Below are 16336 nucleotides of genomic sequence, written 5' to 3'. Positions count from 1 at the left end.
TATGAATGAAAATAAGACAATGAATTTAGCGCAATCACTTGCCATAGACAGCCAGCTTCGCTTACCAGGCAGTGCGGGGCGTTTGCTCAAGCAAATTCGCGATATTGAGCAGGTAGCACCACTGTTTCGTGATGCTGGTCTAGTTAAGGCTGTGCCTAAGCCCACGGTAGTGAATTTAAGCGTGGCAGGTATAGCCACTAAATCGTGCCTAGATAAAGCTCTAGGGGGATTTATTTATGCCAGCGCAGCTGTACGAACAGATTTGTTGATAGAAGAAAACAAGGTCAGTACTTCTGGTAGTGATTCAGTATCTGAACTGGATGATATTGATTTCGAAGCGCAACGAAAGCGGCTTGACCTGATTGAAATTCGCCAAGCGTATCAGCTGGTTGAGAAACAACTGTTGAGCCAAGAGCGCTGTGATTTAATTTTACTTGATACTCCTTTGTTTTTAGCGCGCGATATGGCACCACTGGAGCGGAATGTTCGCCATAAACAGGAATATGACAAAACCAAGCGAGCAATAGAATCCTTTTGGCAAAACCACCGTGCAAAGCTGTTCCCATGGAATAAGACGGGGGCGGTGTTAGCAAGCATTTTGGCCGAGCGTTTTAGTGCCATTGTGAGTATTGCCAAACAAGATTTACGCACTGAGCAAAGGCGAAAGCAGATTTTAGATTCGGACGGTTTCTCTAGTGAGTTAATGCAAAATTTGGCTGGACTGGACGAAAGCTTAGTGGGTGTTGGGGACTTACGTTTTATTAATGGCATTTTAGGCAATTACTCGCGGACCATTGCGTTTCGTTTATCTGAACAAGAGAACCGCATCGAACCAATTGTCGAAGCGAAGCAAGGCCTAATTGGCTTCCATTTTCGCAGCGCGCGTGGTGGTCAAATTAAAATGGTGCAGCTAGCAGGTGATGAACCTGATTGGCAGAGCGCAGATCTTGATTTAGTGGCATCTCGATTGATGGTGCTTGATATGCAGAACAAAGGAAATGCCATGCCATTGCCGCAATTACTAGGCTATCAGCAGCTTGGCATTTTGCCGAAGTTTGCCAAGTTTTACCGTCAAGGTTTGCACGGTGCACTTAAGAATAATGATATTGAAGCAGGCTGGTTGGCTGGCTTGGATGAGGGATTGAACAATGGCTTATAAAGTTTTAGGTAAATTAGTTGGCAATACCGGCGATGCCAGCCAGTTAACTATGGTGGTGCAAGATTCGTTTTCAGTGCGTCGTGGTGAATTTGTGCGGATTATGCACCAAGAGCGTAAAGACGAGGGGCAAGTGGCCGTATTAGGTCGTGTGACGAAGATCAGCCGAACCAATATGCTGTACAATGCAGGCTTTGGTGATGGCGTGACTGAGCTGGAGCTCTTGCCAGGTGCGAATGTGACTGGTGAGAACATGTTTGCGCAGGTAGAGCTGGTAGGATACCGCGACCCTGTTTCTCGTCAGATCAAGATCCCGCGTCGCCCGCTTAATCCCGGGACTGCTGTTGAAACCGTCGATTTTCAGTTTTTGAGTGACTTTTACGAGTTCAATGAGCACTCCAGTTTGCACTTGGGTAATTTGGTTGGTTACGACAAAGGTGAAAATACGGTTCCGGTCTTTATTGATGTAAATAAGCTAGTGACTGAGCACATGGCTGTGCTAGCGATGACAGGCTCAGGTAAGTCTTACACAGTTGGCCGTATTATTGAGCGCTTGGTTGCCGTTAACAATGGTACTGTTGTAGTGTTCGACCCTCACGGTGAATACGGCAAAGCCCTGGCAGGTGGGAATCTGCAATTTTCTAGCCTTTTGGATGCATCAGACGATAAGCGCGATCAAGAAGCATTGCCTCTGATTAAACATACTTTTGAAAAGTTACAAGCTGCAGGTGCGGGCATTAAAGTTTTCTCGCCACAGCATGAATCTTTTAAACACAAATATGCCAGCAAAAACACATCACTGGCGCTTCAATTCGACCAATTTGAAATGGATGATATTGCTGAGATCTTACCTGGGCTAACCGAGCCGCAACAGCGTGTGTTGGATGTGGCTATTCGCTATTGGCGCTCGGTGGATAAAACCGAACCACGTGATATTAACCGCCTACGTTACTTTTTAGGTGATGGCATTGAAGAGCTAAAAGAGTGGGACGATCTCTCTGAAGCGGAAGCCAAAGCCTTGTCAGGTCGAAGTGCAGCTGTTGCTTCAATGAAGCTCTCCCGCGTGCTAAATGAAGCTCAAAGCTTTTACAGTGCAACGATGGCTGAACCAACTGATATTTATAAAATGGTCGGTCGTCCAAGTAATCAACAAGGCCGGTTGGTCGTTGTCGATTTACAAGGCTTGAGTGATACCGCGAAGCAAGTTGTTTGTGCTCTGCTCTCCAGTGAGATTCTAAAAGCGGCTTCAAGCAAAACAGACCCACTTCGCCCTTGCTTTATTGTGTACGAAGAAGGCCATAACTTTGCGCCAGCTGGTGGTAACGCAGTAAGTCATCGGGTCATTAAGAAAATTGCCGGTGAAGGTCGTAAGTTTGGTGTCGGTTTTGGCATTGTGAGTCAGCGCCCATCCAAATTGGACTCAGATGTTACCTCTCAGTGCAATACGTTGATTACCATGCGTTTGAAAAACCCAGACGATCAGCGTTTTATTGCCAAAGCTTCCGATATGGTCAGCAAGGCCGACCTGGATGAGTTACCGAGTTTATCAACCGGTGAAGCTTTAGTATGTGGTCGTTCTATTCCGGCCCCATTACTTGTTAAGGTCGGTAGCAAGGCACTTATTCATGGCGGTGAGTCTCCGGAAGTATTGCGAGTTTGGGGGGCATTTAATGGCTAATCTACCCATGCCAGCGCTTTCTTGGGTAGGTGAAGCGTTTCCTCTTATGACTAGCGGAGAGTTGTTGGACCAGGATGTTCTGGTCCATAGTTTGGGCTGCAGTGTTTGGAATACGTATGGTCATGAGCAATCTTATATGGCAGTAGTAGAGTGCCCAGCTCCGGGCACTTCCGGCGCTGATATCCGTTCAGATTCAGGCTGGTTTGATAAAAACGCATCAACACCATTGTGTTTAATTGAGTTTGAACGCTTTGATGGCACTTCCCGAGGCCAGCAAAAACTTGAAGAAAAATTGAAGAACTTAATGGAAGCAGCTCAACGTTGGGACCATTCACCGAAAAGTTTGGTGCTGAGTGCTTGGAGTCAGGGGCTTGTGAACGCCCCTGATACGCAAAAACTTAAAGAGATCTGCCGCTCAGGGTTTACTTCATCCGCGGGAACCCAAGTAAGGGCATCGAACGATGTTGAAGTCGTGTTTAGCCGTTTCCAGTTTGTTAAAAATCTAAACACTATCGCTTTGGATAGAATTCACTACGAGGTGTTGATATGAATGTAAAATCAGCACACTTTTTACCAGGTACAAACAAGCGATTAGGTGATAAATACCTATTGCTCGAATGTCTTGGTGATGGCAGTCATGGCTGGGTATGGCGTTCTGAGCGCTTAAATGATGGTCAGATTGTTGCTGTAAAAATACCTAAAGATATAACGAGGGAAGACCGTCAGCTTGCTGAAGGTAAAGAGTTATTGCAAGTCGAGCCTCACGATAACATTGTACAAATTTTTGATATGGGCCGAATCGATAACGAATGGTTCTATATTGAAATGGAGTATTTCCCTAGTCAGACTTTGGCACAAAAACTTGACGATAGACAGCGCAATTTTGGCCAAACCTATGAAAGGTTGTTCAGAATTTATCGACAAGTGCTTTGTGCTGTTCAGTATTTATCTGAATTGCCTGTCCCCATCTCACATGGAGACATAAAGCCGCATAACATCCTTGTTGGTGAACGTGATCTGGTTAAATTGACCGATTTTGGTAGTTCTGCGTTACCGGAAGAAATATACGTTCGTACTCGGGAAAACGGTGGAACAGTGTTGTATTCCGCACCTGAGTTTTCCAACGTGGATAGCCGTAAAGGGAGTTTAGAAGAGCTATTGCTCGGGGATGTTTATAGTTTAGGTGTTTTACTATATCAGCTGCTGACGGGTAAGTTGCCGCATGATACACCAGCCCAAGTCCAGCGTCATGCACCTTTCAAGCGCCCTACCGAGATTAATAGTTCTATCCATGCGGATTTGGAGCAAGTCGTACTCACGTGTATGCAAAAAAGGCCGGAGGAGCGCTTTTCAACTATCTCGGCTTTGATGTCTGCATTCGATGCAGCGACCCAGAAACAGTTGAAGATTGGAGCTACCGTTCCAGTTTTCCAGGCAAAACCAGATCAAGATTGGTCGAGTGCGGTTCTTGAGGCGATGGCTGAACAGTCATACAAGAAAGCGGCTCAGTTAGCGTCTCAAGAATACAGCCGCAGCAAGGATCTTCAAGCTCTCCACCAGCAGTTGATAGCGCTGTACCGGGACAATAGGTTCTTCGACTTTGAAAAAGTGGTCGAGAACAATAGGTCATGCTTACTTGAGGAAAAGCTTACTCAATCTGCTGAGTTGTATGAGCTGATTGTTAAGGCGAATCTGCAGTTAAGAAATATTAATCAAGCTCAATTTTGGTTGCTTCAGAGAAAGCAAGTCGGAGACGAAAACTCCGCGACCATGTATCTAGAGTCTTCCATTCTTGGTCTTGAAGCCAAGTATCCAGAAGCGAGAGCATTGTTAGAAAAGGTTAACCAAGCCACGCCAAGAAAGCTTCACGTGCTTACTCAATTGATTCAGGTTTGTGAGCAAATGCGCGATTACTCTGGAGCGGTCGGTTATCTCAAAGCTACGCTGCGAATGTTCCCCGATTGTGCGCAACTGGCTGATAAGAAAAAACTGTATTCGAACCTAGGTTTACTCTAATGCGTTTTTAACTCACGTTGAGCATTGAAACATACCGAGGAGGAGGCTTGACCCCTCTTCGGTGTACTTAGGCTGACTTCTCATACTCAATACCTCTTCAAAGGAAATTGCCTTGTTAAATCCCACTGATGTTCAGCGAGCTATAAATCAAAAATCACTTGATGAAATTGAGGCTTACTTATCAACGCGTGGTAAATCTCGCGTTTATGAAGGTGCTAGAAACCTGTCTCTCAATGTATCAGACGATTACGGTGAGCGCTTCTTAGTTGAGCTCATTCAGAATGCTCATGATGCACATGGTAAATCAGACAAATTAGGAGAGATAGCGGTTGTTTTTGACCCAGAAGAGTCAGACTTTGGTTGTTTATATGTCGCCAATAGGGGGGATGGATTTGCCAGCAAAAACTTTGAAGCGATAACTAATATTGCATTGAGTAGCAAGTCAGTTAATGAAGATATAGGGAACAAAGGACTGGGCTTTAGGAGCGTTTTACAGATATGTGAATCTCCAGAAATTTATTCTTCACAGCATAGTGGATATAGCTTTGATGGATATTGTTTTCGCTTTGCAAACGAGGAAGATGTTCTTTTTCTTCTAGCTGACGAATACAAACATTTAGCAAATGAAATTATCGAAAACATGCCTTGCCTGTTTCTTCCTATCTTTCAAGAAGCTCGTCCTGGTCTTATTCCTTATTTTTCCGACTTGGGGTTTGCTAGCGTTGTTCGGTTGCCCCTTTCTTCAAGAAAATCTCAAGAGTCAGTTGTACAGCAGATGCAGGAAGTACTCGATAGAGAGGAGCCCCTAAATTTATTTTTTGAGCGCATCGAGAAATTTAGCCTAGAGTATAAAGGCCGATATAACAGGATTCTTGATCATAAAGTGCTCGACTTTTGGGGCGTCAGTGAGCAGGTTAGTATCAGTAGGGTTGAAGTCGCTGGTGATATCTATTTGCATGCTAAAAGGGTTTTCACTAAAGAAGAGTTTGAGCCCGAACTTAACGCGAGTATAGAGCTAGGTGAGCTCCCAAGTAGTTGGAGCAACTGGAAAGGACAAGCATCTATTGATGTTGCGGTGAAGCTGGACGACACGAATGTCGATAACGGATTGCTATACTGTTTCTTACCACTTGGCTCAGATGGCGTTTCCCCATTCTCTGGCTATATTAATGCAAACTTCTATACATCCATGGATCGTCGGACACTTAATTCTGATGTAGGACTAAACGAATTCTTTATTAAAACGGCAGCTGATTTATGCGGAACGATGATTGAGTTTCTAGTGAATCAGAACTGGAGTGAATCTAAACACGCTGTTGTAAAGCTATTGTGTTGGAAATATCCCTACAGAGAAGCAATGCTTGATGCTTTAACGAAGGGCGATTCACCTTTGATTTCCGGTAAGTTGTTACCCATCTCGTGTAATAGTGATGATCAGGAATGGTGTTCAATAGACTCAATACGGATATTCGGTAAAGACAATTCTTGTTTAACACCAGCTTTTTTGTCGTTCTCGGCTTCAGCATCAATCCTTGATGAGGCTTTTAGTGAAGAGCAAGTTAACGTAATTCGTAATTTTTTTATAGGAAAACACGATTTTAAACCTACATCTGTAGAACTGGCCGAGTGGATTGAGGCTGTGGCTAAGAATCTTTTGCAGTCTCATGCCTCTCCTACAGAGTGGGCTCATTTTTATAACGAGGTCGCTGCAGCTTTTGATAGCTCTCCCGAGGGGTTATGTGGCTGTCGTTTCTTAGTTAACTCAAAAGACCAGTTAGTTTATGCCTCACATCAGAACGAGAAGAACAGTAAAAAGCAAACTAAAGATGTTTATTTCCCACCAGTCAGAGTAAATACCAATGAAGATGATGCAGAGTTAGACCTGACAGAGTTCCCGGTTGAACTTCAAACTAGCTTTACCTTGTTAAGTAAAACAGTCCCATGGACATTGAAAGATGGTGGTTGCAGAAATGCTAGATCTTTTTTGATAGATGCTGGTTTAGTAAAAGAATATGACAAGCGAGAGCTTTTGCGAACTTTAGCGAAAGTTACAAGAGAGCAGAAAGATGAGTTGGTACGTTATAAGGCGTTGGTTTGGGCTTTTAAGCTTTGGGGGGCTGGACGCGCGTTAGCATCCAAAGATACAAGGTCTGCTGGATTCAATGTTCCGACTCAATCAGGATGGATAGATGCGGATCAGGCGATGTTTGGCCTAGGGTGGTCCGATGCAATCAATGGAGTTAAGTTAGACCAATTTTTTAAGCGAGCTAAAGGGCAGTCAACGGAAATCATGGATCGCTTCGGTAATTTTCTCTTGCCGTATGAGCAATTGAATTTGGAGACGGGAACTGAGAGGGATTGGTTTCGCTTTCTAGAAGACGTAGGGGTTCGGGATCACTTAAGGCTCTTTTTCTCCGAACGATTGTCAGAAAATGCTACCGTGGCTTGGCTACCTGCTGCGCTAGCAAACAAGCTAAAACAATCAGACTTAGCCAAAAACATGTGGAAAAGTGAATTAGAGGAGCTTTCAGAAAAGGCCTGGTATAACTCTGTTCCTTATAGTGCTAGATGTGATGTTTGGCTCATTCCCGGTTTAATGGAGAACTCTCAACTAAGTGAAGAAGTTAGAAAGCTATATTCATATCAATTAGTTAAAGCAATTAATGACATACCTTCGAACCGACTACGTTTTAGAGTTTCTAGGAAAGGAACAAATATTATCGAGTTGTCGTCACCTCTGTCTACTTTCTTGAAGTTAATGCCTTGGATGCCAGTTGCCAGAAGAGGGGCTAAACCATCGTTTGTTTCTCCCCAAGAAGCTTGGTTTTTTAACGTAGATGATGAAGCCAGCCCAAGATTTTTAACTCTCATTATTCCCGCAATTTCTAGATTTTTAGAAGTGGGGAACATATCTGAATTCCAAAGGCTATTGAGATTTAGAGGATTAGCAGATAAGCAGTACGTGCAGGATTCGGTAGAGTACTTGTTAGATACCGTCGAAAATGGCTTGGTTGGTGAATCAGATACGAAACGATTTAAATCACTTTTCAGTATCTTATGGCAAAAATTGGTAGCTTCTGGTGTTGAAGAAAAAGGTATATCTCGCTTGGTTGCCAATGTAGGAGAGCGAATTGAAATTGTGGATTTCACTTTGTTCGCAGATGATCAAAAGTGTTTTTATGTTGATGAAGATGATCCATCTAAAGTTTCTCTACTAGGAAACCTAGAAATACCTTATTTCGACTTTGACCGACGTTTTACCGATAACTCATGGTCCTTAATTAGAACTGTCTCTCCTTCAATTAAGAAGTTGTCATGTGAAGACCTATATGTGATTGTCGATGGCGAAAAGATAGATACTGAAACAGAAATGTTTTCATTAGAAGAATGCTTTGGGAGCGAGTTTTTAGATCTTTTAGTTTTAATCGCCGCTCACAAAGGTCAGCATTTCTTTTCAGCAACAAAGAGTCCTCTTGTTAATTTACGTGCTCAAGCAAGAAAACTCAGAATTGTAATCTCAAGCCAGGTTGAAGTTTCAATTGCGGGCAAAGTCTCAAGCTTACCATCGTCATCAAATGGTGCTGTGGTGACGAGTATGGGTGAGGCTAAGGTTTTGGTTATTCAGACGGGTGAACCAAATGTGTCTATAAGTATACTCACGGCGGTATCTGAGCAATTTGCTCACGCTCTGAACTACGCGTCGCTGTCCAATGCTTTTGAGGCTACTTTTTTGAGGTTATGCCAAGAATCATGGCAGTTGGAATCTGGGGATAAACTATCTGATCTATTTGAAAAGTTGATTGGTGTACCGTCAGATGGATTAAACAATACTCTAAAAGAGGTTAGAGGTAGTCTAGAGCTCTCATTAAGATTGGCGGCAGTTTTAGCAGGGGTGCACAACAATAATCAGTTAGTCGACGAGTTGAATCAAATAGTAAGTGATGCTGAAGAGGTTAGTGATGACGAAGTTATCGATATACTACAGCCCTTAGCGAATCAACTTGAAATAACATCTAGACAGTTACTGGATAAACTAGCAGACACGTTTGACTTGCGCAGTCTTCAGGAGATGTTTGATATTTCTTTATTAAAACTAAATACTGCGGTCAAGTATTGTGATGGTTTTGTCAAAGAGTCCAATGAAAAAAGGCATCGGCAGCAGTTTTCCTCTTTTCTCTCGGAAAACAAGGGAGAAATCGTAGATCGATTGAGGAAGTTATATCTCAACGATTTTGATTCACTATGTGCTTTGGATGACTACTCTGCTTTAAAGCAGGAGATAGGTGAAATCGAGCCTAGTTCCAACTGGTTTGATGTATACGATGACTTATCAGAAGAGGTTATGGAAAGTTACTTATGGAACTGGTTGGACGAAAGGACTTCGGAACTTGCCGTTGCCGATGAAGAATTGCTACCTATGGATGAGCTTCGAGAAGTTAACAATAAGATCTTACGTGAGTTCTGGAAAGATATCGGGCCAGTAGTTTCAACTTGGGTTCATAATACTGATGAACCAGTGAGCGAAGAAATTGCGGGAGTTTGGTCTGATCCTGTTGGTAGCTTAAGCCAATCGATAATTAATGTGGGTAAAGAAGGCTGGTTAGATTTTAGGAAACTATCTTTTGAAAAAATTGCGATGTGGTTGTCTCTGTATGGTTATTGGCCAGCAGGCAAAGAACCTGTTTCTGACCTGTCAGCATGGGGCATTAACGAACATGAAATAGCTCGCAAAAAAGAGTTATTGCGCCTTGAGAAGGAACAGCTCAGAAAGCAGAGAACAGTGGTTATGATAAATAGCACTGAACACTCTGCAGAAGAAGAGGGATATTTAGACCTCTATGACACTATCAAGTCAACATTTTCGGAGACTACAGCTTTTGAAAATGCAGGCAAGCGAGAAGCCAAACTCGAAGAGTTTGATAGACATGTGAATACAAAGTCAGGGGGGAGGGGAACTTTTGCCTCTTCAAACTCAGCAACAAAAATGTCTAATGAGCAAAAGGCAGCGATAGGTTTAGCCGGAGAAGCTTTTGCTTTTGAGTGGATCAAAAGACATCATGACAAAATGAAGATCAACAATGAATGTTGGGTATCTGGCTATAGGAATCATATATTTGCAGATGACAACGGAGATGATTCCTTAGGGTATGACTTTATAGTAAAGCTCAAAACAGTAACTTACTATTACGAAGTGAAAGCGACTCAAGGCCAGAATGAAGCATTTGAGATGGGGCCTACAGAAGTAGCTGCAGCTCAGAAGTTTGCTTCTGACAGGCATAATAAGTATCGCATACTGTTTGTTTCAAATGTCATTGAACCAAAGTATGCTCAAATTAGTTTGTTGCCTAACCCTTTTTCTGCTGATGGATCCAAAGTCATGAGGTTAGTTGGGAGTGGTAGTATGAAGTTTTCATTTCATAAAACAGCCCCCAACATATAAGCAGCAGTTCTTTTTGGAAAGCTCGGCCTTAGTGAAAATAAATGTGACATGGTTACCATTTTTAACATGTATGACAGAGTGTATACTCGTGAAAATCGACTTGCTATAAGTTATTAAATTTCAAATATATAGGATTGTAATTCGACTCCCTCCCTCACCGCCACATTCGAAAAGGTCTGATTTATCAGGCCTTTTTTCGTTTCTGCTCCAAAAACTTCAAATCTACCCTTCCTAAAAACACAACCTCCCAACAAATTTAAATTCATACAGGCACTTCAATCCGTTTTTGCGGAAAGAGAAAGTGTAACAACTCGTTGTTTTGCCGAGATTTAGCTGGTACCGTTTTGGAAACAGATAAGACAAGGAACAGTCGTGTTGTCAGGAAAAATTAAGTTCGCTTTAGCTCAAATAACCCCTGCTAAAGGTAACATTGCTGAAAATTTGAAAATCCACCAGCGATATAGTGAAGAAGCAGCAAACGCAGGTGCTGATATCATCGTATTTCCGGAGCTTTCTCTAACTGGTTATGAGCCTTCGTTACTTGCGGAGTTAGCACAAGAACCGTCCTCAGCCATTTTCCAGGAAATATCCAAGATAGCGGTTAATAACAATTTAACTGTAATTGTTGGTTGTCCGTTACAGAGTGAAGGGTCAAAACCTTACATTGGTGCTGTAATAGGCCATCCGTCAGGTGATATTGAATTCTATAACAAGCAATATCTTCACTCCGGGGAAAGCGCCTATTGCAGCGCAGGAAGTGAGAACTACTCCTTCACGATGAAACAAACCAAAATAGCTCTAGCTGTGTGCGCAGACTTCACTGAACGCCAGCATCAGAAGGATGCTTTAGCCGAAAGCGTTGATGTTTATCTAGTGAGTGCTTTGATTTCTATAGGTGGTTTTGCTGCGGATGAGAAGCTCCTATCCGACATAGCTAATCAGCTAAACACACCGGTACTACTTTCGAATTTCATTGGTGAAACTGGCGGCTGGGAAACGGCTGGTAAATCAGGAGTGTGGGACAAAAGCGGTGATACGGTTTTTCAGGGAAGCGATAAATCACCAGGGATAACATATTGCACTATCTGCAATGGCAAGGTGAAAGAAACTTACTTTTCCATCGTCGAAGACAATAACTAAAGGCGTGTGGTTAAACAGTTTTGGACTTACATATGAAAATCCACGAATGTGTTTCCTTCATTATCATCGAAGAAAACAACATATTGCTTGAGAGAAGGGCAAAAGATAAAGAAACCGATCCGGGTATCGTCAATATACCCGGTGGTCATATTGAAAATGGAGAGAGCCAGTTAGGAGCACTATTTAGGGAATGCAAAGAAGAGCTGAATGTCACTCCCCTCTCCTACTACTTTCTATGCTCTTTGTATCACCCGACCAGCGAGATGCAGCTAATTCATTATTATGTTGTAAATGACTGGGATGGGAAAATGACACCACTAGAAGCCGAAGAAATACTATGGTCTCCAATACAAAAAGCCAACGTAAGCATTGACGCTGATAAGCTGGCTTTATCTGAAGTATCTAGATTGCGGGCTTTTCTATAGCTCTCCCATTCGTATACGCTCTGAACGAGCTCTCAAATACTCTAGGGTTAAAAGAAGCAACATAGACACGACAACCAGCAGCGTCGCTACAGCCAATATTGTTGGGCTAATTTCTTCTCGTAAGCCTGAGAACATTTGACGCGGAATCGTTCTTTGCTCTGGCCCAGCCAGGAATAAAACGACAACGACTTCATCAAATGAGGTTACGAAGGCAAACAACGCACCCGAAATAACGCCCGGACGAATTAGCGGCATTATCACCTTGAAGAAAGTGTATGTCGGCTTAGCCCCCATTCCTAGAGAAGCATTTACCAGAGAATAGTCAAACCCAGCTAATGCAGCATTTACCGTAATAATAACAAAAGGCGTACCTAGGGCGGCATGAGCGATGATAACACCCAAATAGCTACCAGCAAGATTCAGCTGAGTATAAAAGAAGAACATACCCGCCGCCGTGATGATCAAAGGAACAATCATCGGTGAAAGCAGCATCGCCATAATGGCGCGCTGGAATGGCATATCCGAGTTGCTCATACCGATCGCTGCCAGAGTACCTAATACGGTGGCAATCGCAGTAGCACAAATACCAATAAAGAAACTGTTTTTGATGGCAAGCATCCACTTGTCGTCAGAAAATATCTGCTGATACCACTTCATTGAGTAGGCGTCAGGATCAAGCGACAGCATCCCTTCGGTAAAAGTAAAGAAAGGCTCAGCATTAAAAGAGAGCGGAATGATAACCAGTATTGGCAACATCAAAAACGCCAAAACCAAATAAGCACTAGCAGATAAGCTCACTGAGCCTAGCTTTTGTAATGGCGAATAATAACGAGGAAATCGAGACATAGCTTAACCCTAACTTAATGTTGTTTACGCCAACGATGCGGTCGTAAATCCAGTACAGCAGTACGATAAGAATCAGCAGCAGGCTACCCAGAGCAGCAGCTAGTTCCCAGTTGTTAGAAGATTGCATATGGAAAGCAATAATATTACTGATCATCTGACCGTCGGTACCTCCCACTAACGCGGGCGTAATGTAGTATCCAATGGAGATGATAAACACCAGTAGTGCGCCCGCACTTAACCCTGGCAGCGTCATTGGAAAGTAGATCTTAAAGAATGCAGGCATCGGCTTGGAACCCAAAGACAACGCTGCACGAAAGTAACTGGGATCGATATTCTTCATCACGCTGTATAACGGCAGCACCATGAAAGGCAGAAGAATATGGGTCATCGCAATAACGGTTGCAAATTCGGTATAGAGCATTTCTATGGGCTCTTTAATTATCCCTATGCTTTGCAATGTACCGTTTACTACACCATTTGTTTGCAGTAGTGCTATCCATGAAGTGGTACGCACCAACAAAGATGTCCAGAAAGGAAGCAGTACAAAGACCATAAGTGTATTTGCCTTCTTACTGCTGGTGTTTGCCAAATAATAAGAAAGTGGAAAAGCAAGCAGAGCGGTAAGCAGCGTAATGGTTAGAGCGATGCGTAAGCTTCGCCAGTAGAGTTTCAGGTAGATTTGAGTATCCCTAGCCTCTATCTCACCAGCCTGATTGCGTTTGAGGTCCAACGCCGTTAAGTAGTATCGCTCTGTCCAGACACTACCCATGCTTTTCATTGCCGCCCATAACTTGGGGTTTTCCCATTTTTTATGGGTTGCAAGCAACTGTTTACCTTCGCCAGTAAGTAGCTCTTCAACTTCCATACGTTTAAGTTTTCGAGAACTTGACTTAATCAGGCTCGAAGTGCCTGGTACCGCTCGGTTTAACTCTTCTGCGAGCTTACCCGAGCGACGTTCATTAGCGAGAGTACGTAACTCCACGCTGAATGTTTCCAGTACCTTCGCAGGTGGAACGGCATTAATGGAGTCATCCCATTGCTGCATTTCAGCAAGTGTCTGAGGAATCAGTTGCGAAACGGTAGGGTGATAAACACTTCGGTAAAGCATCGTTGCAATGGGTGCAAGAAATGCCAGCGTCACAAAGCACAAAAGTGGTAGCGTAAACGCCAGTAACCGGATTTTCTTACGCCTAAGCTGTTTCTGGCTCTGGGCTATCTCTTCAATACTTAGATGTGCTGACATTGCCGTCTCCTAGATTAGTTTAGTAACCACTCGTTAAATTTCTCGCCTAGTGATTCACCATAGTCGGCCCAGAACACACTAGAAGCTTTTAAACCTTCATCCAGGTGAGAAGATGGCAGCATTGGAATCACACTTTTCTCAACATACTTATATGAAGATTGACGAGTTGGTCCGTAAGCAATATCCGGCATTCCAGCAAGAGGCTTTGAACCTGTTGCAAAGCGAATAAACTCTTCTGCTGCTTTTTTATTCTTGGTACCTTTTACAACCGCCCACACATCCAGATCGTACAAGTGGCCATCCCATACCATTTCAAATGGTTTGCTTTCCGCTTTAATCGCGTTAAAGATACGCCCATTCGCCGCCTGAACCATGACTGCACCGCCATCGTTTAGCAGTTGAGGCGCCTGAGACCAGGAGTCGAACCAAACAATGTCATCTTTGATCGTTGCCAGTTTATCTAGCGCACGTTTCTGACCTTCATCGGTTTCAAGTAGCTCATACACTTCTGACTTCGGCACACCATCCGCAAGAAGCGCCCACTCCATGTTTACCTGAGGACGTTTACGCAGCGCCCTTTTACCAGGGAACTTTTTGGTATCGAAAAGATCCGCTACAGTCATAGGCTGGCCGCCTTTGATAGTGTCATTGTTGTAAGCAAATAAGACAGTCCAAACGATAGTACCTACACCACATTCATTAGCTAACGCTTCACCAGCGAAGTCTTTCTCTGCTGGTGTACCGTCATCACCTGCTGGTAGAGTGTCCATTGGGAAAGGTTCAAGTAGCCCTTCAGAACACGCGCGCTCCAGGTCGATTACTTCCATATCGATAACATCCCAAAGCACGTTACCACTTTCGACCTGAGCCTTTAGCTCTGCAACACCACCGGAGTAGTTTTCGAATAAGATTTTTTGCCCGGTTTCAGCCATAAATGGATCGAGCATATATTTTTGTTGGGTTTCTCCATACGAGCCACCAAAAGAAACAGCGGTAAACTGTTCGGCAGCAGAAACTGCTGTACTTAAAGCACCTGCGAGAAGCAGGGCCACGATCTTTTTACTCATCATATTGATTCCTTTCAAGTTGATAGATAGGGTTAACTCTGATTTACATTTTCTGCAGCGCCATGCCAGCAGTTGCAGACCAGGTTAGGTTTGTAACATCACCCGGCTTGAAGCTAGGTGCTTGCTGGTCATTTAACACCTTGACCATAACTTCTGTTTTATCACCCAGCTGAAACAAATAGCGTATAAAGTCGCCTACATAGAGATGGGTAATGAATTTCGCTTTGATACTGTTGTCGTTATCTGAGGTTGGCGCACCGATGAACAGATTTTCCGGACGAACGGTTAATATACAATCTTGTCCAGGTTCAAGCTGATTGGTTGAAATTGCTCTGACTCTGGATTCGTCCCCTAAAATGAGCTCGTAGTAATCCCCATTGAGCTCAACGACCTGTGCCTGTATATCATTGTTTTCTCCAATAAAGTCAGCCACAAATGCGTTCGCGGGTTCTTCGTAAAGAGTATCTGGGCTAGCACATTGCTGAACGATACCATTGTTAAAAACGGCGATACGATCAGACATTGTCAGAGCTTCTGTCTGGTCATGTGTCACATAGATCGCGGTGAAGCCAATTTTTTCGTGAAGTCTTTTAATCTCGAACTGCATTTGCTCACGCAGGTTTTTATCCAGTGCGCCTAAAGGTTCATCCATCAATACGATAGATGGTTCGAAGATGAGAGAACGAGCTAATGCGACGCGTTGTTTTTGCCCACCGGAAAGTTGCCCCGGATATCGCTTACCAAAGTCTTCAAGTTCTACCAAAGCTAATGAGTCTGCAACTCGACGCTCAACTTCCTTGTCTGGTAGCTTTCTAACACGAAGTGGATAGGCAAGGTTCTCTGCCACTGTCATATGAGGGAAAAGCGCATAATGCTGGAACACCATACCAATATTACGATCATAAGGTGCGACGTCGGTGATTGGTTTTCCATCGACAAGAATCTCACCACTTGTCACATCTTCAAACCCCGCCAACATCATCAGACAGGTAGTTTTCCCTGATCCTGAAGGGCCGAGTAGCGTAACAAACTCGCCTTTTCGGATATCCAGGTTGAATTCTTTAACGACCAGGGTGCTTTGATCGTAGCTTTTTTTAACTTTCTTAAACTGTACGTATCTATCCTTAGACGTATCGCTCATCTATTCCTCACTAGCTTTTTGTGGTGCTCTCTTCCAAGTTGAGAGCAAGTGTCTATGTTAAAGTCCAAGCTGTTGATAAATAGCACCAAATGTAGTCATCTTTGTCCCTATTTGGTGCAAACTAGCTTGAAATAGCGTCGATTTACGCCCACAAACATAAGTTTTGCAAGTTGCATACCAATCA

Annotated in this window: 11 protein-coding genes; 7 read left to right on the top strand and 4 right to left on the bottom strand. The window is 43.5% G+C overall.

What is annotated here, in order from left to right:
* Position 1 precedes the first annotated feature (1 nt).
* The 7 genes from P7F88_RS17640 to P7F88_RS17610 all read left to right on the top strand — a co-directional run bounded on the left by P7F88_RS17640 (position 2) and on the right by P7F88_RS17610 (position 11855).
* Positions 2-1159, top strand: a complete 1158-nt coding sequence (locus P7F88_RS17640; protein WP_277826820.1) for a hypothetical protein — start codon at positions 2-4, stop codon at positions 1157-1159.
* Positions 1149-2834, top strand: coding sequence for a helicase HerA domain-containing protein (locus tag P7F88_RS17635; protein ID WP_277826818.1), 1686 nt, complete (start codon positions 1149-1151; stop codon positions 2832-2834). Before P7F88_RS17640 ends, P7F88_RS17635 begins: the two co-directional genes overlap by 11 nt.
* Positions 2827-3384 carry a hypothetical protein gene (locus P7F88_RS17630; RefSeq protein ID WP_198596168.1) on the top strand — a complete coding sequence of 186 codons (558 nt, stop codon included), beginning with the start codon at positions 2827-2829 and terminating at the stop codon, positions 3382-3384. Before P7F88_RS17635 ends, P7F88_RS17630 begins: the two co-directional genes overlap by 8 nt.
* Complete coding sequence (locus P7F88_RS17625; protein WP_277826816.1) at positions 3381-4850, top strand: serine/threonine-protein kinase; 1470 nt, start codon at positions 3381-3383, stop codon at positions 4848-4850. Before P7F88_RS17630 ends, P7F88_RS17625 begins: the two co-directional genes overlap by 4 nt.
* A 112-nt stretch (positions 4851-4962) precedes the next feature.
* On the top strand, positions 4963-10290 hold the full coding sequence (locus tag P7F88_RS17620; RefSeq protein WP_277826815.1) for a sacsin N-terminal ATP-binding-like domain-containing protein: 5328 nt from the start codon (positions 4963-4965) through the stop codon (positions 10288-10290).
* Positions 10291-10662: 372 nt separating this feature from the next.
* A complete protein-coding gene (locus tag P7F88_RS17615; protein ID WP_277826813.1) occupies positions 10663-11430 on the top strand; it encodes a carbon-nitrogen hydrolase family protein in 768 nt (255 codons plus the stop codon).
* A gap of 32 nt (positions 11431-11462) precedes the next feature.
* Positions 11463-11855, top strand: a complete 393-nt coding sequence (locus tag P7F88_RS17610) for an NUDIX hydrolase (protein ID WP_277826811.1) — start codon at positions 11463-11465, stop codon at positions 11853-11855.
* Here the strand turns inward: P7F88_RS17610 and P7F88_RS17605 are convergent.
* From P7F88_RS17605 to P7F88_RS17590, 4 genes are read right to left on the bottom strand one after another with little or no spacing between them, the layout of a single operon-like run.
* On the bottom strand, positions 11850-12701 hold the full coding sequence (locus tag P7F88_RS17605; protein ID WP_277826809.1) for an ABC transporter permease: 852 nt from the start codon (positions 12699-12701) through the stop codon (positions 11850-11852). The two genes, P7F88_RS17610 and P7F88_RS17605, sit on opposite strands and share 6 nt — an antisense overlap.
* The gene (locus P7F88_RS17600; RefSeq protein ID WP_277826807.1) at positions 12637-13944 is read right to left on the bottom strand and encodes an ABC transporter permease; all 1308 of its coding nucleotides are present in this window, start codon (positions 13942-13944) and stop codon (positions 12637-12639) included. The genes P7F88_RS17605 and P7F88_RS17600 overlap by 65 nt, the downstream gene beginning before the upstream one ends.
* Before the next feature lie 14 nt (positions 13945-13958).
* On the bottom strand, positions 13959-15014 hold the full coding sequence (locus tag P7F88_RS17595; protein ID WP_277826805.1) for an ABC transporter substrate-binding protein: 1056 nt from the start codon (positions 15012-15014) through the stop codon (positions 13959-13961).
* Between the two features lie 40 nt (positions 15015-15054).
* Entirely contained in the window at positions 15055-16152 is a 1098-nt protein-coding gene (locus P7F88_RS17590; protein ID WP_277826803.1) for an ABC transporter ATP-binding protein, read from the bottom strand.
* Positions 16153-16336: the final 184 nt, after the last annotated feature.

The sequence above is a fragment of the Vibrio hannami genome, assembly GCF_029589055.1.
GTDB classification, from domain to species: domain Bacteria; phylum Pseudomonadota; class Gammaproteobacteria; order Enterobacterales; family Vibrionaceae; genus Vibrio; species Vibrio hannami.
Note: the sequence above shows the minus strand (reverse complement) of the source record. Positions and strands in the feature narration are given on the sequence as shown.

Excerpts from the sequence above, each read along its gene's own strand:
- P7F88_RS17640 (WP_277826820.1), top strand. The coding sequence starts at position 2 with ATGAATGAAAATAAGACAATGAATTTAGCGCAATCACTTGCCATAGAC.
- P7F88_RS17635 (WP_277826818.1), top strand. The coding sequence starts at position 1,149 with ATGGCTTATAAAGTTTTAGGTAAATTAGTTGGCAATACCGGCGATGCC.
- P7F88_RS17630 (WP_198596168.1), top strand. The coding sequence starts at position 2,827 with ATGGCTAATCTACCCATGCCAGCGCTTTCTTGGGTAGGTGAAGCGTTT.
- P7F88_RS17625 (WP_277826816.1), top strand. The coding sequence starts at position 3,381 with ATGAATGTAAAATCAGCACACTTTTTACCAGGTACAAACAAGCGATTA.
- P7F88_RS17610 (WP_277826811.1), top strand. The coding sequence starts at position 11,463 with ATGAAAATCCACGAATGTGTTTCCTTCATTATCATCGAAGAAAACAAC.
- P7F88_RS17605 (WP_277826809.1), bottom strand. The coding sequence starts at position 12,701 with ATGTCTCGATTTCCTCGTTATTATTCGCCATTACAAAAGCTAGGCTCA.
- P7F88_RS17600 (WP_277826807.1), bottom strand. The coding sequence starts at position 13,944 with ATGTCAGCACATCTAAGTATTGAAGAGATAGCCCAGAGCCAGAAACAG.
- P7F88_RS17595 (WP_277826805.1), bottom strand. The coding sequence starts at position 15,014 with ATGATGAGTAAAAAGATCGTGGCCCTGCTTCTCGCAGGTGCTTTAAGT.
- P7F88_RS17590 (WP_277826803.1), bottom strand. The coding sequence starts at position 16,152 with ATGAGCGATACGTCTAAGGATAGATACGTACAGTTTAAGAAAGTTAAA.